Raw genomic sequence first — 21,672 nt, 5'->3', positions numbered from 1 at the left:
CGTCCTCAAACATGCGTTTCTCGGCGATCGAGGCGGAGAGCCGGCTTCGAGGGTGACCAAGAGGGTTACAATCAACACGCAAATGAACGCCCTTTAGCAATCAAATCTCTCTACCTCGTCTTTCAGTTGCGAACCCAGGCCTTGAGATTGGCAATGCGGTGGCTGCCACGTTGTTTTTCGCCAGCGGCATTCTCGCTACGGTTGCCGCGCGGCGTACGATGACAATTCTGGCTCAGAAAACTTTTCTGTTTGAGCGTCGAGACCGGCACAGGGTTGCCGAACTCGCCGAAGCGAACGATCGGCTGGAGCTTCTGGCGAGAACCGATTCGCTAACCGGCATCGACAATCGGCGCCGGATGACGGAAACGCTCCACCACGTGTGGGGCGGTGGCGGAAAATGCCCGGCGGTGCCGCTATGCTGATGTGCGACATCGACCATTTCAAGAAGCTCAACGATCATCTCGGTCATGCTGAGGGCGATCGTTGCCTCATCGAGGTCGCCCGCTTGATTCGGGAGAATGTGAGGCGCGATCGCGATCATGTGGCGCGCTATGGCGGTGAGGAATTTCTCGTGCTCCTTCCAAGTGTGAACGAGCAGGAGGCCGCGGTTGTAGCCAAGCGAATTCGCGAGTGTGTGGAAGCTGCCTGTTTTCCTAATCCTGGATCGCGCGTGTCCCGCTGTATCACCCTTAGCATCGGCGTGGCGGTCCAGGCGCCGGCCCAGGTCATTTCGCCAGAGCAGCTCCAGCGCCAAGCGGATGAAGCACTCTATGTTGCAAACCGGCCGCAATCGGGTGGTGTTCCACAGGCAGGAAACATCGAGCCTTTTTGGGCGCTCGGTCGAGACGATCATGTCGGAGTTCATGGCCTAAAGCGCGTCGCGTTCGGCCGGCCTCATGCGACGAGCTTTAGGTTGTTGCTTTCATGCATGTCGTTATCGCAAAACCGCTGCACACCCTCGGGTCAAGGCCCGTGGGCATGCTTTGCGCGACATGCATTAGTCGGTGCGTGTCTCGGCCTGAAGAAAGCGGATCAGGGCTGCCCGATCCTCGGCGTTGCTGATCGTCTGTTCGGGCATTTTGGTGCCGGGGGTGTAGGCGTTCGGACCCAACTCGAACAGCTCCGACACGGTTTGGGGTGTCCAGACGATATCCATTTTCCGGAAAGCGGGCGAATAATGGTAACCCGGCACGGACGCTATTTTGCGCCCGAAAATGCCATGCAGCGTAGGCCCGGCTCGATTGCCGTCGTTCGGGTCGAGCGTATGGCAGGCAACGCAGGCGCGAAATACCTCCGCGTCCGGATTACCCGCGTATCTGGCCATCGGATCGGTCCTGCCGGTCGCAGCCGCCCCAAGACGCTCGCCCGTCTCGATGTTCCATTCCCGCACCAGATGGTCGGCGCCGCCAGCCAGAAGCGTCTTGCCGCCAGCCGCGAACGCAAGTGACCATACCGCCACGCCGGACGTGTCGAGAGTGCGGATGGTGGAGAGGCTCATAGCGTCCAGCAACAGGATTCCATCACCGATGCCGGCGACGGCGAGATGGTTCGCGTCTGGCGTGGCGGCGAGGGCAATCACCGGTTTGCGCAAGACCTGAACTTCCAGCTGCACTTTGCCGCGTCGGTCGAGCAATCGTACCTGCCCGTCCGCACCTCCGACGAACAGGCGATCGCCGTTAGCTCTTGCAAGCGTATTGAGCGGCGTCGGCATGACCGCCCGAATCGGCGGCGCCTCAGCCTGGTTCGGCCAAAACATGACTGTAGCGTCATAGCCGGCGCTGACGAGGGTTGCGTCGGCCAGGAAGGCAAGCGCATTGACGTTTGCGCCATGGCCTTCCAGGACGCGCGCTTCCCCACCAGCAAGCGGCCAGAGCCGGACGGTGGTGTCCCAGGACGCCGAAGCCAGCATCGATCCGTCAGGTGACAGTTCGAGGTCGGCGACAGGTCCGGTGTGACCCTCCAGGATGCGGGCCGGCTCGCCTCGACCGGTTTGCCAGATCGCGATGCGACCATCTGCGCCGGCGCTGGCAAAGCGCCCGTTCGGCAATGCTGCGACGGCACTTACCTCACCTTCATGAAAGAGCAGCACGTCGCGCGCTTCGCCGGTCTCAAGCGACCAGATGATCGTCTTGGTATCAAAACTGCCGGTTGCCACCGTCTTTCCGTCCGGCGCCACGGAAATCGCCCGCACCGGACCGCCATGCCCGCGCAGTTCCGCACTATGTGCCGTCGCGCCGAAAACAGAAGCGAGCAAAGCTATTGCGAGCGTCTTATGCATTGCGCATCATACGTTTCCGTGTTCCGCTGGCGGGCAGCGCCTTCGCCGGGGAGCAGCATGCGACCGCGACCCGACCAGCCGCACCCTCCCAGCTATTAGAGGCAATCCTATGACTCAAAACATGGAAACCGATCCCTTCAACGTGTCGATGCGCAAGTTCCTGAAGCAGGTCGGCGTAACCTCGCAGCAGGCGATCGAAAAGGCCGTGGCCGATGCGGGACTGAAAGGCCAGGGGCGCCTGACCGTGAGGGCCGTGATTACGGCTGAACGCGCCGGTCTGCACCACGTCGTCGAAGGCGACATCGACCTTGGCTGAATAGGTTCGGCGGTGCGCCCGGCGCCCCATCGACACGACACATCAATGGAAGAACCGGACCTGCCCGGCCGGGCCCGTGTCATAGCCTGTGAGTTCTGCGGCGCGCTGAGCGAAGCTGTCCTGGGCCATGAGGCGGATCAGCGCCTGGATCGAAGGCTGGAAATAGGTTCGCTGCCGCATCAGCAGATCGAAATTCTCCCACGCCAAAGATACGAACTCGAGGCCGGCGGCGCGCGCGGCGGCGCGTGTGGCGATGCCGCAATCGGCCCTGCCGGTCCGGATCGCGGCAGCGAGATCCGGCCCTGTCAGGCATGGCGGCTCGAGCCGGTTCAACCGCCTCTGGCTGGCGCCGGCGCGGGCGACCAGGACATCCAGCAGCATTTGGGCTCCGGCCCCGGCCTGGCGCACCGCTATTTTGGCTCCGCTTTCAAGGACATCGGCCAGGCTGTTGAGCGATCGGGGGTTGCCCGGCGGCAGCAGCAGCCCTTGTTCGCGCCGCGTGAAACCGATCAGCACCGCATCGTGCAGCCGCGGCATGGCGCGCGCGGCCTCCACATTGGGGTCGGCTGCATCATTGTGGAAATGGATCGCCGCAGCGGCAACCTCGCCACGCAAAAGACGCGCAACGCCCCCTCCCGTCCCCTCGGTCAGCGAGGCGAGGCCGGAGCCCGCCTGACGAAGGCTCCATTCAAGCAGGTCGTCCTGGCTGCCGCCAACTATGGGCGCCGGCTCGGGCGCAATCATTCCGTCGGGATGCGCCAATCCCGAAAGTACCCACCGGTCGAGTTCGTTGCGCGGAAACAGCCACTTGCCCGTCACTTTGCTGCACGGGACGCGGTTTTTTGCGACCAATTCGTAAAGCTTGCGTTCGCCAAGGCGCAAATAGTCTGCGGCTTCCGCAGTCGTCAGCAAATCCATCCTGCAATGTTATGCATATTCCTGCGCAAGTTCAATTGTTTGACGAATGCGGAGTAAATGCAGCAGAACAGCGAAGGACACAGCGCAGGCGAATGGGAATGTCGGAAGGCCTAAGTGCATGGCAGCTTATCGCGAGCGGCGACGCGGCGCTGATCTCGATCGTGCGTCTTTCTCTGACCATCACACTGGCCGCCGTCGCAGTTGCGGCCGTCGTGGGACTGCCGCTCGGGGCGTTGCTGGCACTGACGCGTTTTCCGGGGCGTTCCGCGCTCGTCGTGCTTATTAACGGCTTCATGGGCCTGCCGCCCGTGGTCGTCGGCCTGACAGTTTACCTGCTGTTGTCGCGATCAGGGCCGCTCGGCGAGTTCGGCCTGCTGTTCACACCTGCCGCCATGGTCATCGCGCAGGCGCTTCTCGTCCTGCCGATCATCGCGGCTCTGACGCGCCAGACCATCGAGGATTTGTGGCGCGAATATCGCGACGAACTGACAGCGATGGGCGTCGGCCCGACAGGCCGGGTGGCGACGCTCTTGTGGGACAGCCGCTTCAGCCTGATCACCGCACTGCTCGCCGGCTTCGGGCGGGCGGCGGCCGAAGTCGGCACAGTAATGATCGTCGGTGGCAATATAGAGGGCTTTACCCGAACCATGACCACCACGATCGCGCTCGAAACCTCAAAGGGAGACCTGCCGCTCGCGATGGGTCTCGGCGCCGTCCTGATCGGCCTCATTCTTGCCATCAATGCCGCTGCCTGGGGCCTTCGATTGTGGTCGGAGCAACGGGTGGCTTGATGATGCGTGCCGCGCTGACCGACCTTCCTCTCATTCTGGACCGGGTCTCGCTCAGCGCCGGCCCCACGACTATGCTCGACCGCCTGAACCTGGCGATTACTCCCGGTGCGCCGACACTCGTGCTCGGTCCCAATGGCGCGGGCAAGACGTCACTGCTTCGGGTTTGCATGGGACTTGCCGCGCCTTCCGCAGGAACTGTGAACTGGGGTGGGCGCACCGATCGCGGCCTCGGGCGCCGCGCAATGCTGCTCCAGAAACCGGTGATGCTGCGCCGCTCCGTCGCCGCCAATGTGGCTTACGCACTGGCGCAAGCTGGTTGTCCGCGCCATCATCGCACGGCACGCACCGAGGAACTTCTCGATCGTGTGGGCCTTCTGGGCCTGGCGGCGCGACCTGCGCGGCGCTTGTCCGGCGGTGAGCAACAGCGCGTGGCGCTTGCCCGCGCACTGGCGCGCGAACCCGAGATCCTGCTGCTCGATGAACCCACCGCCAGCCTTGATCCCGCTGCAACCCGCCATGTCGAGGAGATCATCCTCATGGCCTCCCAATCGGGCGCCAAGATCGTCATGGCTTCGCACGATCTCGGCCAGGTGCGACGGCTCGCGGGAGATGTCGTCTTCCTCGTTCGCGGCCGACTGTGCGAGCACGCCAGCGTCGGTGATTTTTTCGATCGCCCCTCATCCGTAGAAGCTGCCGCCTTTATCCATGGGGAACTCGTTCTTTGACTGAGGAAATGGACCTTCCAGTGCTGAACCGTCGACTGTTTACCGCAATTGCGCTCATCTTGACTTTCCTCGCCTCAAGCGGCGCATTGGCCAGCGCACAGGAACAGTCGATCGTCGTGGCCTCGACGACCTCGACACGGGATTCCGGCCTTTTCGACCACATACTGCCTTTGTTCACCACAAAGTCCGGTATCGAGGTGAGGGTGGTCGCGCAGGGAACCGGCCAGGCGCTCGACGCCGGCCGCCGGGGAGACGCGGACGTGGTCTTCGTCCATGCCAGGGCGCAGGAGGAGGAATTCGTCCAGCAAGGTTTTGGCGTGAGACGCTTCGATGTGATGTACAATGATTTCGTCCTGATCGGGCCCAGAAGCGACCCGGCCGGCATCAAGGGTTCGCCGGATATCGCAGTCGCCTTGACATCGATCCAGAGCAAAAAAGCTGCTTTTGTTTCCCGCGGCGACAAATCCGGAACCCACTTTGCAGAACTCGGACTCTGGAAGGCGGCAGGTGTCGACATCGCGGCGGTGAGAGGGCCCTGGTACAAGGAGATAGGGCAGGGCATGGGCGCTGCCCTCAACACAGCCAGCGCCATGGATGCCTATGTGCTTTCCGATCGCGCCACATGGCTGGCGTTCAAGAACCGCGGCGGACTGGAGATCGTGGTCGAAGGCGATAAAAGGCTGTTCAACCAGTACGGCGTCATGCTGGTGAATCCCGCGAGGCATCCGAGCGTCAAGGCTGAACCCGGCCAACGCTTCATAGATTGGCTGATCTCGCCTGAAGGACAGCAGGCGATTGGCGAATACAACATTGACGGCCAGCAACTCTTCTTCCCGAACGCTAAGCAGAAGCGCTCCTGAAGTCGGTTGCAAAGCGGTTCGCATCTGCCCCATCATCGGACATGATGAGAATGCAGCCTTCCGTCGGCGCGCTGACCGGTCTCGAAGCGGCTCTCGCCGCACTCCTCGATGGAGTGGTGCCGGTCGCGCCCACTCTTTTTGCCGCTTGACCAGACGCTTGGGAAGATCGGCGCCGCTATGCCGCCCCTGGCACACGCGCAGCCGATCCGCGACACGGCAAAGACAGATGGCTGGGCGTGCCGCGCGCTCGATCTTGCCGGTGCGTCGGCCTATTCGCCGCTGCCGTTGATGGTAATTCCGGTCTGGGTAGAGGCAGGCGCCGCCGTGCCGCAGGGATGCGATTGCGTTCTCGATGCCGATCTCATCGATTGCAGCGGCCCGATGCCCCAGGCGCTCGAGGAGGCAGTACCAGGCCAGGGCGTGCGACGCGCTGGCGAGGACATGGAGGCGGGCCGACCGCTCATCATTGCAGGGCACAGGCTGTCAGCCGCTGACCTCCTGGCCGTGCGAAGTGCAGGAATTGGTGAAATTGCGGTGCGGGCGCCGCAGGTGCGCCTGATCGATGTCGCCGCCCCGGCTAGCGATACTTCCACGGGCCATCTTATCGCCGAGCTCGCAAGAGCCTCTGGCGCGACGGTGTTCGATATCGAAACGGTTACGCGCGACGCCAGATCCGTCGCCCAGGCGCTTGGGAATGCAGCCGGCGATTTGATCATCCTGATTGGAGGCACTGGTGCGGGGCGCGCCGACGCAACAGTCGAGGCGCTTGCGGCGCGTGGGGCGCTCATCGCCCATAACATAGCGCTGCAGCCAGGCCGAACCGCGGCGATCGGCCGGCTCGACGGGGTCCCGATCATTGCTCTGCCCGGCGCGCCCGATCAGGCCTTTGCCGCCTTTCTGGCGCTGGTTCAGCCGGCTATCGATCGCCAGTCGGGCAGGAGCGCCCGGCGACAGACGGTCCTGGCGCTGGAGCGAAAAATCTCCTCCACGGTCGGACTGGCCGAGATCGTCCTCCTGAAGCAGGAACAAGACAGATGGGGGCCGCTTGCGACAGGCGATTTTTCGCTGGAGGCGATGCGCCTGGCGGAAGCATGGCTTGCTATTCCAGGCGCCAGTGAGGGGTGTGCCGCGGGAACACCTGTCGGCGCCTTTGTGTTCGACGATCCCAGATGAGTCGGTCATGACCAGATCCACCCGACAAGATACCGGCCAGGAGCAGTTCCTGACGGTCCTGTCGCGCGACGAGGCGCTCGCCCGTTTCGAGGCGGCGTTGTTTCCCAGGACGATCCCGACCGAAGAACTGATGCTTGCGGATGCGCTTGGGCTGGCGCTTGCCGATGATGTCACGGCTGCGATCGACGTGCCGCCCTTCGACCGTTCGAACGTCGATGGTTTTGCCGTGCGCGCCGCCGACATAGCCACCGCGTCGGAGGCCCTTCCTGCCAGGCTCCTGCTCAACCGCGAAACTATCGCCTGCGGTGTCGCGCCGCAAATACCCGTGCTCGCAGGCACCGCCACCTCGATCGCGACGGGCGGGCCCGTGCCGCGCGGCGCCGACGCCATCGTCATGGTGGAGCACACACAACCGGCCGAAGGCGATGCCATCGAGGTCAGGCGCGGAGCCTCGCCCGGCCAGTTCATCTCGCATGCCGGATCCGATATCGCCCGCGGTGAGATTCTGCTGCGCGCCGGAACGGTGATCGGCTCGCGAGAAATCGGCATGCTTGCCGCCTGCGGAATTGCGCTGGTGACGGTGGCGCGCAAGCTGCGCGTGGCGGTTCTGTCGACCGGCGACGAACTTGTCCAACCGGGCGATAGCCTGCGACCCGCCGGCATTTACGACGCCAATGGCGCAATCGTCAGCGCCGCGATAACTGAAAATGGCGGCGAGGCGAGCTTTCTCGGCGCTTATCCGGATGACGAAGCCACGCTGGAAGCCGTCATGCGCGAGGCGCTAGCGGCGCATGACGTGCTGATACTGTCGGGTGGGACGTCCAAGGGCGCGGGTGATGTCAGCCACCGCATCGTGAACCGTCTCGGCGCGCCCGGCATCGTTGCCCATGGCGTGGCGCTGAAGCCGGGAAAGCCGCTTTGCCTCGCCGTTTGCGACGGCAAGCCGGTCGTCGTGCTGCCGGGATTTCCGACTTCGGCCATGTTCACTTTCCACGACATGATCGTACCTGTGCTGCGCCGAATGGCCGGCCTGCCGGCTCGGACCGAAGCAAAGGTCGCGGCAAAGGTTCCGCTGCGCATTCAGTCCGAACTCGGCCGCACGGAGTTCGTGATGGTGTCGCTGGTCGAGGGTGAGCAGGGGCTGGTCGCCTATCCCACCGGCAAGGGCTCGGGGGCGATAACCTCCTTTGCCCAAGCCGACGGCTTCATCAGCATCGAAGCTTTGGCCGACAATATGCCTGCCGGAAGCGAGGCGTCCGTGACGCTGTTCACACCGCACGTCCGTGTTCCCGATCTCGTGGTGATCGGCAGCAGCTGCACCGGCCTGGATCTTGTCGTGGGCATTCTGTTTCGCGCCGGCCTGACGGTGCGGTCTATCGCGGTCGGGAGCCTGGGCGGCCTGGCCGCGACCAAGCGGGGCGAGTGCGATATCGCGCCCATCCACCTCTTCGACACCAGGACGCAAAGCTACAATGCGCCGTTCCTGAGCGACGGCCTCGAACTCGTGCAGGGATGGCGACGCATGCAGGGCATCGTGTACCGCCCGAGCGACGTGCGCTTCCAGGGGACCGACCCAGAGGAGGCGGTGCGAGCCGCACTCGCCGATCCCAATTGCATGATGGTCAACCGCAACCAGGGCTCGGGTACGCGCATCCTGATCGACCAACTGCTTGGTCCGGCACGTCCCGACGGATATTGGAACCAGCCCCGCTCGCACAATGCCGTCGCCGCGGCCGTCGCACAGAACCGAGCAGACTGGGGCGTCACCATTGCGCCGGTGGCGCGCTCAGCCGGGCTCGGTTTCATTGCGCTGAAGGAAGAGCATTATGATTTCGCGCTGGTCTCTGCCCGCAAAGAGCGACCCGCGGTGCAGGCCTTCCTTACCGCGCTCGCTTCGCCTGAATTCAATGCGGGGGTCGAGCGCATGGGCTTTACCCGACCTGGCTGATATTCGGGCTAAGGGTCGGTAAGGTGCAAAACGAGCCGTTCGGCCTCGGCAAAATCTTCGACCGTGTTGACATTGAAGAAGGGATCCACCGGCTTGGCCGGCCAGGACTGGGTGGCAACCTGGTAGCGAGCCGTCCAGAGGTCGATCTTGCGAACGCCCTCTTCGACGAGCGCATGGCGTAACGCATCGCGCATCGCCACTTGCCAGAGTCCGATGACAGGATGCGTCCGACCCGCTGACATCGCCACCGCCAGATCCGCACCTTTCGCCATACGCGTCAGATGCAGCCGTTCGACGAGGTCGCGCGGCAAGAAAGGACAGTCGGCTGCGACGCTGACGATCCATTCGACGTCGGGCATGTTCTGCGCAGTCCAGTCGAGGCCCGCAAGCACGCCAGCCAGCGGCCCCGGATAGTTCTCGACCGGGTCGGCAACGACTGGAAGGCGAAAGCGGTCGAAGCGGGCAGGGTCGCCATTGGCGTTCAGCAAGAGCCCGTCGCATTGCGGGCCGAGGCGCTCGAGGACACGATCGAGGATGGTGAGTCCGTCGATCCGACGCATGGATTTGTCGCCACCGCCCATGCGCCGGGCGAGCCCCCCGGCGAGAACGACGCCCAGGGTCGGCACCTTCTCATTCGCCATCGGCGGCTGCCTTGCGTCTGTGACGAGGTGCTTCCTCGTCGACGGAAGCGAGGTCCTGGTCGAAGACGATGCGATCCTCGCCCGACAGCACGGCGAACCGCTTGCCGCGCGCCCGGCCGACGAGCGTCAGGCCGGCCTGACGCGCCAAATCCACGCCCCAGGCGGTGAAACCCGAGCGCGAGACGAGGATCGGAATGCCCATTCGAACCGTCTTGATCGTCATTTCCGACGTCAGTCTGCCCGTCGTATAAAGGATCTTGTCAGCGGGATCGATGCCGTGGCGATACATCCAGCCGGCGATCTTGTCGACGGCGTTGTGGCGCCCGACATCCTCCATATAGCAGATCGGCGTGCCTTCCCTGCAAAGCACGCAGCCATGAATTGCGCCAGCTTCAAGATAGAGCGACGGCGTCGTGTTGATCGTGCGGGTCATCTGGTAAAGCCAGGAGGTGTGCAGTACGGCTGCCGGCAGAGCGGTATCTTCCAGCGCCTCTAAAAGATCGCCGAAAGCCGTGCCCTGCGCGCAGCCTGAAGTCTGCGTCCGTTTCTTGAGCTTCTGCTCGTAATTGGTGTTGCGCTCGGTACGAACGATCACAACCTGAAGGTCGTCGTCATATTCGACTTCGGTTACGACGTCGTCGGATTTGAGCATGTTCTGATTGAGCAGGTAGCCCAGCGCCAGATATTCGGGATAATCGCTGATCGTCATCATCGTGACGATCTCCTGCGCATTCAGATAGAGCGTCAGCGGGCGTTCAACGGGGACGCGGACTTGAATAGCAGCGCCCGTATGATCGATGCCGCTGACCTGTTCAGTCAATCGACTGTCATCCGGGCTCGGCATGACGATGGCGGGGTTTGGTCGATTTTTCATCTGCTGCATGGCGATCTCATGACAATTGCAATCCCGCTCGTCGGGTGGATGCGTTACCTTCGGCTTGACCTGCACTATATAGCCTGTTCAAACCGATGCCGGTCCACAAAAGCGCATACAGGCGCAGACTGGGGCTGCCGGATGGCGCCGAGCTGCCGGTTCGGCCAGATCCACAAAGGCTGAAGGCTCGATGGCGCAACTTTCAGACGACTGCTTCGCTTTCGGCGGCCCGATGCGATCGCTCGACGATACTGCCGCACTGATTGCCTCACGGCTGACCGTTGTCGAGGAGACCGAAACCGTCCAGCTGGCGATTGCCGATGGGCGCGTCCTGGCAAGAGATTTGGTGGCGCCGCTGCCCCTGCCGCCGTTCACCAACTCAGCCGTCGACGGCTATGCACTGCGCGGCGACGACCTGCCGGGAACCGCTGAAAAAGCTATGCCCGTGAGCGACAGGATCCAGGCTGGGCTGGCGCCGGATCGGCCCGCCGCGCCCGGACAAGCGATACGCATCTTCACCGGCGCTCCGCTGCCGGAGGGGGCAGACACGGTTTACATGCAGGAAGATGTCCGTGTCGACGATACCGGCAGGGTCGTTCTTCCGCCCGGCCTGAAAAGGGGAGCCAATGTGCGGCCGGCGGGCGAGGACGTCGCAGCAGGCGAGGTGGTCCTGCAGGCCGGCCAGCGCATGCGCCCGCAGGATGTTGCGCTCGCCGCGGCTCTCGGCATGACGCAGGTCGATGTGAGGCGCAAAATTCGCGTCGCGATCTTCTCGACCGGCAACGAGATCGTCGCGCCGGGAAATGTCCGCGGACCGGCCCAGCTTTTCGATTCGAACCGCTTCATGCTGATGGCCATGCTCGCAAGATTGGGCTGCGAGACCACCGATTTGGGCATTCTGACAGACGACAGCAGCCTGATCGCGGATGTGCTGAGCGAGGCCGCGTCAGGGCAGGACCTGATCCTGGCGTCCGGCGGCGTCTCGACCGGGGAGGCCGATTGCGTCAAGGCCGCCGTCGAGAGTATGGGCACCCTGGTCTTCTGGCGGGTGGCCATAAAACCCGGCCGGCCGGTCGCGATGGGGGTGATCAGGGGAACAGCCTTCATTGGGCTGCCCGGCAATCCGGTGGCGAGCTTCGTCACATTCGCCCATATTGCGCGCGCCGCGATCTTTGCACTGGCCGGCGCACGGCAGCAGCCAGCAATTTCGCGGCCTGTGCGGGCCGCCTTTTCCTACCGCAAAAAGCCGGGGCGACGCGAATACGTGCGGGTAAGCCTGCGTCGTGGGCAGGACGGCACGTATGAAGCCGCCAAATTCCCGCGCGAGGGCGCTGGCCTGCTGTCTTCTTTGGTTCAGACGGACGGCCTTGTCGAGCTCGGCGAGGAAACAACCCAGGTCGAGCCGGGCCAGACCGTTCAGTTCCTTGCCTATTCGGACCTGAATTGACCAACGCCGTCGAGCCGGCGGCATGCAGTTCGGCAAAAATGCGGTGCGACGCCTGGCCGCTCTCACTTGCAGTACCCCTGAGTCGGTGACCGTTGACGACCGCTAAGCGGTCCGCCATGGTGCGCCACCATGACAGCGAGACAGCTCGACCTGACGGGATTGAAATGTCCTTTGCCGGCGCTGAAAACCCGCAAGGCGCTCAGCGGCATAAGGCCAGGCGAACGCCTTGAGGTCCGTTGCACCGATCCGCTGGCAGCCATAGACATTCCCAATCTGATCAACGAAATGGGCGACCGCCTGGAGGCGATGCAACGGCAGGGAGACCACATCATTTTCTTGATCGAGAAGGCGCAAGCTGCCCCGGTATAGGCCGTGCGACAAATCAGGGCGCAGATCAGTTCTGTCGTGCTGCCGCGGTCTGCTAAGATTGCCAGACCGGCATTTGGTACAACTTGTGTGCCAAGTCGATTTGTCTGCCAAGTCCTTGAACCAAGGTGGGCCGGGCTGAAGGCGGCTCACAACCACATTGGTGGCGGCAGCCGCCTTGCTCAGACGAAGGGTTCGCCCGGGAGGAGAGAGCATGACAGTGCAGCAACGGCGAGGCCCGGATCGCGGACCCAAGGGGCGGGCGCTGGATGATGTTGCCCTGGCCGAGGTCCGGGAACTTCTTGGCCATCGCGAACGGCGCCGGGATCTCCTGATCGAATTCCTGCATCTGATCCAGGACCGCTACGGTTGTCTGTCGGCCGCGCATCTGCGCGCGCTTGCCGAGGACATGCGCCTGTCGCAGGTCGAGGTTTACGAGGTGGCGACCTTCTACGATCATTTCGATATCGTCAGGGAAGGCGAGGCTAGGCCCGCGCCGCTGACAATCCGGGTGTGCGAATCGATAAGCTGCATGCTGGCCGGCGCGGAACACCTGATTGGCGAACTGGCCGCCGAGGCCGACCCGATGACAGTCCGCGTCATGCGTGCGCCCTGCATGGGCCGCTGCTCCACCGCCCCTGCCGCACGCGTCGGCGACCGCGAAGTCGACCACGCGACGAGCCACAGGCTGCTGGCGATGGCGAGAGACGGGGACATCAGCGCAGCGGCGCCCGACTATGTCGGCCTGGATGCCTATCGCGCTGCCGATGGTTATCAGCTCTTGCAGAAAGTGCGCGATGGCGTGCTGACCACAAATGCCATCATCGAGATCATGGAGCACGCCGGACTGCGCGGCCTCGGCGGCGCCGGCTTTCCGGCCGGCAAGAAATGGGGCTTCGTGCGCGGCTATACAGGGCCCCGGCTGATGTCGATCAATGGCGACGAAGGCGAGCCCGGCACTTTCAAGGACCGCATCTATCTTGAAACCGATCCGCATCGTACCTTCGAAGGGGCGCTGATCGCCGCCCACGCGGTGGAGGCCGAGCGCATTTATTTCTACATGCGCGACGAGTACCCAGCCGTGCTCGCCATTTTGCGCGCCGAGATCGCGGCGCTCGAGGCAGCCGGCATCGTCAAGCCGGGTTTCATCGAACTTCGGCGCGGCGCCGGCGCCTATATTTGCGGCGAGGAAAGCGCGATGCTGGAAAGCATCGAGGGCAAGCGCGGCATGCCGCGCCACCGGCCGCCCTACATCGCCGAAGTCGGACTTTTCGGACGCCCGACACTCAATCACAATGTCGAAACGCTGTGGTGGATTCGCGACATCGTCGAGAAGGGCCCCGAATGGTTCGCCGCGCAGGGCAAGCCCGGCCATCAGGGAATTCGCTCGTGGTCGGTTTCCGGACATGTGAAGGAGCCGGGCGTCAAGCTGGCCCCGGCCGGCGTCACCGTGCGAGAACTGATCGAGGACTATTGCGGCGGCATGGCAGACGGGCATGAATTCAAGGCCTATCTGCCAGGTGGAGCCTCGGGCGGCATCCTGCCGGCCTCGATGGGCGACATTGAACTCGATTTCGGCGGCGAACTCGCCAAGCAGGGCGCCTTTGTCGGGTCACATGCGGTGGTCGTGCTTTCGCAAGCCGACAACATCAGGGAGGTGACCCTCAATCTCATGAATTTCTTCAAACATGAGAGTTGCGGGAAATGCACGCCGTGCCGGGAAGGAACCGAAAAGCTGGTGACGCTCTTGAAAGAGAAGGGCGTGCCGAATGAGACGGCGATGCGCGACCTTGAAACCGTGATGCGCGATTCCTCCATTTGCGGTCTCGGCCAGGCGGCGCCCAATCCGGTCAATCACCTTTTGACGCATTTTAGGGATGATCTTTGAAATGGCAGATGGCGTCATATTCACCCTCGACGGCAAAACGGTCACAGCCGCTGACGACGAGACGATTTGGGACGTTGCAAAGCGCGAAGGCACCAGGATCCCGCATCTGTGCCATGTCGACATGCCCGGCTATCGGCCAGACGGCAATTGCCGCGCCTGCATGGTCGATGTCGAGGGCGAACGGGTGCTTGCCGCTTCCTGTATCCGCAAGCCTTCCGCCGGAATGGTGGTGAAGACGGATACCGAACGGGCTACGAAATCGCGCCAGATGGTGTTCGAGCTTCTCGCCAGCAACATGCGGCCGATGGCCGACGGTCCGGATCAGCAGTCGATGTTCTGGCAGTGGGCTGGTTCGATGGGCATTTCAGGCAGTCGCTACAGCTCAAAATTCGCCACGGATGATGTCCGGCCAGAATTCGACATCACCAACCCCGCCATTGCCGTCAATCTCGATTCCTGCATCACTTGCGGCGCCTGTGTCCGGGCCTGCCGCGAGGTCCAGGTCAACGATGTGATTGGCATGGTCGAGCGCGGCAATCACTCGCTTCCCGTCTTCGACATGCACGATCCGATGGGCCTGTCGACCTGTGTCACCTGCGGTGAATGCGTGCAGGCCTGCCCGACCGGCGCGCTCTACGAAAAGTCACTGATGGATAGCGCAGGCAAGACCCGGGTCATCCAGCAATTCGACAAGGTCGTCGACACGCTGTGCCCGTTCTGTGGCGTCGGTTGCCAGACCAGCGTTGCCGTCAAGGACAACAGGATCGTTCAGGTCGATGGCCGCAATGGCTATGCCAACGAGAACCGGCTCTGCGTCAAGGGTCGTTTCGGCTTCGATTATGCGATGTCGCCTGAACGGCTGACCAAGCCGCTGATCCGCCGCGACGATGCGCCGAAGTCGGGTGATGCCGATATGCGCGGCGTCGATCCGCTAACCGTTTTTCGCGAGGCTACCTGGAAAGAAGCGCTTGCGCGCGCCGCCGGCGGGCTGAAGTCAATCCTTAGGGATCATGGCGGGCAGGCGCTGGCCGGTTTCGGTTCGGCGAAAGGCTCCAACGAAGAGGCCTATCTGTTCCAGAAGCTGGTGCGCCAGGGTTTTGGCACCAACAATGTCGATCATTGCACCCGGCTCTGCCACGCATCTTCGGTGGCGGCGCTGATGGAAGGCGTCGGTTCGGGTGCGGTTTCGGCGCCCTTCAACGACGCGCTGAAGGCCGAATGCATCATCGTCATCGGCGCACGGCCGACCACCAACCATCCGGTCGCCGCGACCTATTTCAAGCAGGCGGCCAAGCGCGGCGCCAAGCTGATCGTCATCGACCCGCGCGGCCAGGACCTGATGCGCCATGCCTCGCATTCGCTGCAATTCAAGGCCGGCAGCGACGTCGCCATGCTGAACGCGCTGATCCACGTCATCGTCGAGGAAAAGCTCTACGACGAGCAGTATATCCAGGCCAACGCTTCCGGTTTCGAGGCCCTGAAGGCCAAGGTGAAGGATTTTTCGCCCGAGGCGATGGCCGAGGTCTGCGGCATCGAGGCGAGCGTGCTGCGCGACGTCGCCCGCACCTACGCGACCGCCGAGCGGTCGATCATCTTTTGGGGCATGGGCATTTCCCAGCACACACACGGTACCGATAATGCGCGCTGCCTGATTGCTCTGGCGCTGATCACCGGGCATGTCGGCCGGCCGGGAACAGGCCTGCACCCGCTGCGCGGCCAGAACAACGTGCAGGGCGCATCCGATGCCGGGCTTATCCCGATGTATTTCCCCGACTATAAATCGGTCGAGAACATCGACATCCGCGGCGCATATGAGAATTTTTGGGGCCAGACGCTGGACCCGAAACGGGGCCTGACGGTCGTCGAAATCATCGACGCCATCCATGAAGGCGAAATCAAGGGCATGTACATAATGGGCGAGAACCCGGCCATGTCCGATCCGGACCAGACGCATGCCCGGCAAGCACTGGCCATGCTCGACCATCTCGTGGTGCAGGACATCTTCCTGACCGAGACCGCCTGGCATGCAGATGTGGTGCTGCCGGCCTCGGCGCATGCCGAAAAGCTCGGCACATACACCAACACCAACCGGCAGGTGCAGATTGGGCGTCCAGCACTCGAACTGCCAGGCGAAGCGCGTCAGGACTGGGAACTGATAGTCGAACTGGCGAGGCGCATCGGTCTGGACTGGAATTACGGCCATGTCTCGGATGTTTATGCCGAGATGGCCAGCGTCATGCCTTCGCTCAAGCACATCTCCTGGGACCGCGTCGAGCGCGAAGGTTCCGTTGTCTATCCGGCCGACGGCCCCGACAAGCCTGGCAATGAGATCATCTTCTCATCCGGATTCCCGACCGCGGACGGACGCGGCCGCATCGTGCCGGCCGATTTGCTACCGCCTGACGAAGTGCCCGATGAAGAGTTTCCACTGGTGCTCACCACCGGCCGCCTGCTCGAGCATTGGCACACCGGCTCCATGACCCGCCGGGCGGGCGTGCTGGACGCGATCGAGCCACACGGCATCGCTGCGATGAACCCTTATGAGATCAAGCGGCACGGCCTGCGCCAAGGGGAAATGATTGCGGTCGAGACCCGGCGCGGGACGGTGGACGCCATCCTCCGGGCCGACCGCGAGGTCGCCGACGGCACGGTGTTCATGCCGTTCTGCTTCAACGAAAGTCCGGCCAACATGCTCACCAACCCGATGCTGGACCCCTACGGCAAGATCCCGGAGTTCAAATACTGCGCCGCGCGAATTGCGCCGGCGGCGAAGGCCGAAGCTGCCGAATGAACCAGTACCCGCAATCTGCACGCATAGGTTGCTGAACGTGCTGTAGGTCGAATTGCGTCATCCCTCGAAACGTCCATGCAGCCTAAAGATGCATGCGGCCCTGCCAATGGGATTGCCCAATTGAAAGATCCACCCGTCATGTCCGGGACGCCCATTCATTCTCCGACGCCATCCCGAACGGGCTTCTAACGCACAGCGATGCGCTGGCCGGTGTCATCGAAAAGATGCAGATGGCTGGTATCGAACTTCAGATCCACCGTGTCGCCTGAAGCCACCGGATATTGTCCGGCGACAACCGCAAGCATGGTCTGGCCGCCGCTTGTCCTGGTGTGGACGATTGTCTCGGAGCCGAGGGCTTCGACAAGCGCGACGCGTGCCGCAATGTCGCCCTTGCCGGCGTCGGCGAGGCTGATGTGATGCGGCCGCAGCCCGAGCGTCACGTCGCCATTGGCCGCGCTGACGTTCCCGTCGATCTCGAATCCAGCTGAACCGTCCAGCGTGAGGCTTGACCGGCCAGTGCCTCCGGGTGCCACCTTTACCGGCAGGAAGTTCATACGCGGTGCACCAATGAAACCGGCGACGAACAGATTGGCCGGATGGTTGTAGAGGTCGAGCGGCGTGCCAATCTGCTCGATGCGGCCGGCGCGCAGCACGACGATGCGGTCGGCAAGCGTCATCGCCTCGATCTGGTCGTGCGTGACATAGACCATAGTCGCCGACAGTCGCTCGTGCAGCGCGGCCAGTTCGGCGCGTGTCGAGATGCGCAGCTCGGCGTCGAGATTGGACAGCGGCTCGTCAAGCAGGAAAGCGGTGGGATTGCGCACGATGGCGCGGCCGATCGCGACGCGCTGGCGCTGGCCGCCGGAGAGCTGGCCGGGGCGCCGGTCGAGATACGGCGCGATTTCCAGCATCCGCGCGGCTTCGGCGATGCGCGCATCGATTTCGGCGCGCGCCATACGGGCGTTCTCCAGTCCGAAGGCCAGGTTCTGGCGCACGCTCATATGCGGGTAAAGCGCGTAGGATTGGAACACCATCGCCAATCCCCTGTCGGCGGCCGGAACGGTGGTCACGTCCTTGCCGTCGATCGCGATGGAGCCGCCTGTCGGCCGATCAAGCCCGGCGATGAGCCGCAGCAGCGTGGACTTGCCGCAGCCGGAGGGGCCGACGAAGACGATCAGCTCACCGTCAAGGATGTCGAGATTGATGTCGTGCAGCACGCCGACCTTGCCAAAAGCCCTCGATACGCCGGTGAGTGTGATCTGGCTCATGGTAGCCTCTATTTCAGACCGGAGCCGGCAATGCCGGTGGTGATGAAGCGCTGAAGGAATATGAACACCAGCACGACCGGGATCATGGTGACGACAGTCATGGCCAGGATGTAATGCCATTGCACATTGAGTTGGCCGGCATAGGTGTTGAGACCAACCTGCAGCGTATAGACCTCCTTGCGCGACAACACGATCAGTGGCCAGAGGAAGTCGTTCCAGCGCCAGACCACGGAAAAGATCGCCAATACCGCCAGCGCGGGGGCGGTCAGCGGCAGGATGATGCGCCAGTAGATCTGCCATTCGGACGCCTTGTCCATGCGCGCTGCCTCGATCAGCTCGTCGGGTATCGTCAGCATGTACTGGCGTAGCATGAAGACGCCCGTGGGCGTCGCCACTGTGGGCAGGATCACGCCCCATAGCGAATTGAACAGTCCCATTGCCGAGATGACCGAATAGAGCGGCACCAGAATGACGGAAAGCGGCACCATCAGCGTCGCGACGATGAGCATCATCACAGCCGAACGTCCCCGAAAATTGTACTTCGACAGTGCGAACGCGGCCATCGAATTGGTCAGGAGCGTAATCAGGGTGGCGACCACGGTGACGAAGACCGAGTTGCGTAGATAGAGGAAGAAGTCAAAGGCGAGGAAAGGCTGGACGTAATTGTCGAGCGCGAAGGCGATGCTACGCTTGGGCGTACGGTTCCGGATGTTGACGCGTATGATCGCGCCCGGGTTGGCGGGATCGACCATCTGCGCGATGGTGCCGAGGCGGCGCACTTCGGCGAGCACGCGCACGCTGCCGTCGTCATTGCGCACTTCGAATAGCTGCAGCGGCTCCTCGTACCCCTCCACGATAGCTTCGGCGGTGACATAGGGCAAAACAGTCGGGGGGAACTCCGCCAGCGCGGCAGGCGTCTTGAACGAGGAGTTGACCAGCCAGAGCGCCGGGCCGAACATGACAATCAGCCCGCCGATCAGCCAGAACCAGGTGAAAACGTCGGTCCAGTGCCAGCTGGCGCCGCCGCGCCGGCGAAACAGAAATTCCGCAACCCTGCTCATCGCATTTTGCCCCGCTGCTCGTTGCGCCTGGCGATGCCCAGCTGGATCAAGGTCAGCACGACCAGCACCGCTCCCATGAGGATCGAGGCCGCGGAGGCGAGCCCCGGATTGCGCAGCATCGAGGCGAAGCCGACCTCGTAGATGTACTGCGTGAGGAACAGCGTGCTGGTCCCGGGACCGCCGCCGGTCAGCACATAGACCTCGTCGAATATCTGCACGGCGCGGATGAGTGTCAGCACCAGCACGACCAGGAGGTTGGGCGCCAGCAAGGGCAGCGTTATGCGCCAGAAGACGCGCAAGGGCCGGGTGCCGTCCATCTCGGCGGCCTCATAGAGGTCTTTCGGAATGGCCTGAAGGCCGGCGAGAAGGATCAGCGAATAGAAGCCGACATGGGCCCAGACCGACACCATGATCGTCGCGGTGAAGGCCCAGCTGCGCTCCACCAGCCAGTTGACCGGGGTTCCGCCCGCCTCGAACACCATCAGGTTGAGCAATCCCTGCCGCTGCAGGATCCAGCGCCAGATGAGACCGACCACGACCGGCGACAAAAGGACAGGGAAGAAGAATACGGCGCGCCAGAAACTGCGCGCACGCAACTCACGGTTGAGCACAAGTGCGGTGACAAGCGCCACGGCGACCATCATCGCCACTTGCAGCACGACGAAGACCAGGGTGTTCCAGACAGCGATCCAGAACAGGTCCTCGGTGCAGCTCTTCGGATCGAGATAGCTGCCGCAACTGAACAGCCGCCCATACTGATCGGCGCCGACGAAGGTGCGGTCGCCCAGGAACAGCGCCCCGCCACCGGTCATCGAATAGAGGATGTTGATGACCAGCGGAAACAGCACGAAAATGCCGAACACCAGCATGTTCGGCGCCAGGAAGAACACGGCCATGCCATTGCTGCCGGTGCGCCGCTGCAACATGCGCAGTGGCGCATCGAACAAATTCGCAAGCCAGCCGACCGGCGCCAGGATCATGGCGCCGGCGCGGGTTGCTATGCCGTTTCGGACGTCTGCCATGACACTGCCGCGACGCTACTTCGAGGCCTCGGCCACCTGTGCCTTGATGTCCTCGTCGATGCGGGCGAAAGCTTCGTCGAGCTTCAGCTCGCCGGCCATGACCTGACTGATGCGGGTCACCAGCGCGCCATAAACCGGAGTTCCCCATTTCCATGCCGGCAGGGCGGCGGCATTCGGCGCGATCTTGCCCGATGCCTTCAGGAAGGCTTCGAGTGACGCCTTGACGTTCTCGTCATCGGTCTTGTAATCGATCTTGCCGGCGAGAACGCCCTTGTGTGCGGGCAGGAACAGGGTGCGCTCGGTGAATTCGCGCACGATGTCCTCGCGGCCCAGGAAGTCCATCACCTTGCCGACTTCAGACGCGGTCTTCGTGTATTTGATGGCGACCAGCGCGGCGCCGCCCGGCATGCCGGTGCAGGCGGCGGTGCCGCACGGCGAGCCCGTCGCCACCCAGTCGAAGTTCTTACCGATCTTGCTGGCCAGGTTGGCAACCTGCCAACTGCCCGAATAGTAGTAGGCAATCTGCCCATTTATGAAGTCGTCGGCCCCCGCGCGATAGGTCGTGCCTGACGCCGACACCCAGATTTCCTTGTTCATGCGGCCGTCGGCAACCCAATTGACCAGTTTCTCGGCGAAAGCTTTCGTGCCCGCGTCGATCGGCGCCGGCAGTCGATCACCGCCGATGTAGTTGGCGCCATAAGAGATGTTCGCCGCCGAGATACGATGGCCGCTGCGATCGATGGCAAAGGCTGCGTTGAGCTGCTGGCTCTGCTGCACCTTGCCGGCGGCATCGATCCACTCGTCCCAGGTTGCGGTGTCGGCCGGGATCGGCACGCCGGCCTGTTCGAAAAGCGTCTTGTTGACGAAGCTGCCGGTCAGCGTGATCTGGGTCATGAAGCCCGGAATGATCTTGGAACCGTCAGGGCGCATCCAGTCGAACTGGTCGCCGAAATTCGTCTGCCAGTATGCTGGATCGGCAATCACGGGCGTCAGGTCGAGCCAATGATCGGCGAGTTCCTTGATATTGGTGACGCGGGCGATATCGGGACCGCGTCCTGCCTCGAGTTCGACCGGAAGCTGCTCCTGGACAACCTTGTAGGCGACATTGTCGAGAATGACGTTGATGCCCGGATTGTCTTTCATGAAGCGGTTGAGCAGGTCCTGTATAACCTCGCCCTCGACGCCATCCGAGTACCACATCACGCGAACGTCGCCTGCGAACGCGGTCGACGACAGAAGGCCCGCCGAAAGGCCCAGGATTATCGAATTCATTCTCATGGTTCACTCCTCCGCTTTTGCGGTTTC

The 21,672-nt window shown here is 63.0% G+C and carries 18 protein-coding genes and 1 pseudogene; 11 read left to right on the top strand and 8 right to left on the bottom strand.

The features are described from left to right. Nucleotides 1-108: 108 nt before the first annotated feature. Nucleotides 109-872: pseudogene (locus NMG70_RS16835) on the top strand (GGDEF domain-containing protein); the annotation flags it as partial. 125 nt (nt 873-997) lie between these two features. Here the strand turns inward: NMG70_RS16835 and NMG70_RS16830 are convergent. Beyond that, complete coding sequence (locus NMG70_RS16830) at nt 998-2,278, bottom strand: c-type cytochrome (protein ID WP_254025584.1); 1,281 nt, start codon at nt 2,276-2,278, stop codon at nt 998-1,000. A 109-nt stretch (nt 2,279-2,387) separates the two neighbouring features. Between NMG70_RS16830 and NMG70_RS16825 the strand changes: the two genes are divergently transcribed. Next, a complete protein-coding gene (locus tag NMG70_RS16825; RefSeq protein ID WP_128180972.1) occupies nt 2,388-2,594 on the top strand; it encodes a DUF6494 family protein in 207 nt (68 codons plus the stop codon). A 42-nt stretch (nt 2,595-2,636) separates the two neighbouring features. Here the strand turns inward: NMG70_RS16825 and NMG70_RS16820 are convergent, their stop codons facing one another. Then, entirely contained in the window at nt 2,637-3,512 is an 876-nt protein-coding gene (locus NMG70_RS16820) for a substrate-binding domain-containing protein (RefSeq protein WP_254025583.1), read from the bottom strand. Between the two features lie 98 nt (nt 3,513-3,610). On the opposite strand from NMG70_RS16820, the gene NMG70_RS16815 reads away from it, so the two are divergent. The 5 genes from NMG70_RS16815 (at nt 3,611) to NMG70_RS16795 (ending at nt 9,009) form a co-directional block, all read left to right on the top strand. Then, a complete protein-coding gene (locus tag NMG70_RS16815) occupies nt 3,611-4,303 on the top strand; it encodes an ABC transporter permease (protein WP_254025582.1) in 693 nt (230 codons plus the stop codon). A 2-nt stretch (nt 4,304-4,305) separates the two neighbouring features. Then, complete coding sequence (locus NMG70_RS16810; RefSeq protein ID WP_254025618.1) at nt 4,306-5,028, top strand: ATP-binding cassette domain-containing protein; 723 nt, start codon at nt 4,306-4,308, stop codon at nt 5,026-5,028. A 35-nt stretch (nt 5,029-5,063) separates the two neighbouring features. Next, nucleotides 5,064-5,888, top strand: coding sequence for an ABC transporter substrate-binding protein (locus tag NMG70_RS16805; RefSeq protein WP_254025617.1), 825 nt, complete (start codon nt 5,064-5,066; stop codon nt 5,886-5,888). A 177-nt stretch (nt 5,889-6,065) separates the two neighbouring features. Then, nucleotides 6,066-7,061 carry a molybdopterin-binding protein gene (locus tag NMG70_RS16800; RefSeq protein ID WP_367185542.1) on the top strand — a complete coding sequence of 332 codons (996 nt, stop codon included), beginning with the start codon at nt 6,066-6,068 and terminating at the stop codon, nt 7,059-7,061. A gap of 7 nt (nt 7,062-7,068) precedes the next feature. Then, on the top strand, nt 7,069-9,009 hold the full coding sequence (locus NMG70_RS16795) for a molybdopterin biosynthesis protein (RefSeq protein WP_254025581.1): 1,941 nt from the start codon (nt 7,069-7,071) through the stop codon (nt 9,007-9,009). Between the two features lie 8 nt (nt 9,010-9,017). On the opposite strand, the gene mobA is transcribed toward NMG70_RS16795, so the two are convergent. After that, nucleotides 9,018-9,650, bottom strand: a complete 633-nt coding sequence (gene mobA / locus NMG70_RS16790; RefSeq protein WP_254025580.1) for a molybdenum cofactor guanylyltransferase MobA — start codon at nt 9,648-9,650, stop codon at nt 9,018-9,020. After that, a complete protein-coding gene (gene fdhD / locus NMG70_RS16785) occupies nt 9,640-10,533 on the bottom strand; it encodes a formate dehydrogenase accessory sulfurtransferase FdhD (RefSeq protein WP_254025579.1) in 894 nt (297 codons plus the stop codon). Before fdhD ends, mobA begins: the two co-directional genes overlap by 11 nt. 181 nt (nt 10,534-10,714) lie before the next feature. Here fdhD and NMG70_RS16780 point away from each other — a divergent pair, with 181 nt between their 5' ends. The 4 genes from NMG70_RS16780 (at nt 10,715) to fdhF (ending at nt 17,016) form a co-directional block, all read left to right on the top strand. After that, nucleotides 10,715-11,971 (top strand): molybdopterin molybdotransferase MoeA, encoded by a 1,257-nt coding sequence (locus NMG70_RS16780; RefSeq protein ID WP_254025578.1) that lies wholly within the window; start codon nt 10,715-10,717, stop codon nt 11,969-11,971. 129 nt (nt 11,972-12,100) lie between these two features. After that, nucleotides 12,101-12,340 carry a sulfurtransferase TusA family protein gene (locus NMG70_RS16775; RefSeq protein ID WP_254025577.1) on the top strand — a complete coding sequence of 80 codons (240 nt, stop codon included), beginning with the start codon at nt 12,101-12,103 and terminating at the stop codon, nt 12,338-12,340. Between the two features lie 211 nt (nt 12,341-12,551). Further along, entirely contained in the window at nt 12,552-14,225 is a 1,674-nt protein-coding gene (locus NMG70_RS16770) for an NAD(P)H-dependent oxidoreductase subunit E (RefSeq protein ID WP_254025576.1), read from the top strand. Between the two features lies 1 nt (nt 14,226). Next, nucleotides 14,227-17,016, top strand: a complete 2,790-nt coding sequence (gene fdhF / locus NMG70_RS16765; protein WP_254025575.1) for a formate dehydrogenase subunit alpha — start codon at nt 14,227-14,229, stop codon at nt 17,014-17,016. Between the two features lie 185 nt (nt 17,017-17,201). On the opposite strand, the gene NMG70_RS16760 is transcribed toward fdhF, so the two are convergent. Genes NMG70_RS16760 through NMG70_RS16745 form a run of 4 tightly spaced genes read right to left on the bottom strand, consistent with a single transcriptional unit; the run spans nt 17,202 to nt 21,645 of the window. Further along, nucleotides 17,202-18,284: an ABC transporter ATP-binding protein gene (locus NMG70_RS16760; protein ID WP_254025574.1), complete on the bottom strand. Its 1,083-nt coding sequence runs from the start codon at nt 18,282-18,284 to the stop codon at nt 17,202-17,204. Between the two features lie 8 nt (nt 18,285-18,292). Further along, nucleotides 18,293-19,345, bottom strand: a complete 1,053-nt coding sequence (locus NMG70_RS16755) for a carbohydrate ABC transporter permease (protein ID WP_254025573.1) — start codon at nt 19,343-19,345, stop codon at nt 18,293-18,295. Continuing rightward, entirely contained in the window at nt 19,342-20,367 is a 1,026-nt protein-coding gene (locus NMG70_RS16750) for a carbohydrate ABC transporter permease (protein WP_436798402.1), read from the bottom strand. The genes NMG70_RS16755 and NMG70_RS16750 overlap by 4 nt, the downstream gene beginning before the upstream one ends. A 15-nt stretch (nt 20,368-20,382) precedes the next feature. Next, nucleotides 20,383-21,645, bottom strand: a complete 1,263-nt coding sequence (locus NMG70_RS16745; RefSeq protein WP_254025572.1) for an ABC transporter substrate-binding protein — start codon at nt 21,643-21,645, stop codon at nt 20,383-20,385. Between the last annotated feature and the right edge of the window lie 27 nt (nt 21,646-21,672).

This window comes from Mesorhizobium ventifaucium, from assembly GCF_935822925.1.
Classification (GTDB): Bacteria; Pseudomonadota; Alphaproteobacteria; order Rhizobiales; family Rhizobiaceae; genus Mesorhizobium; species Mesorhizobium ventifaucium.
This window is presented reverse-complemented; position numbering and strand designations above follow the sequence as displayed.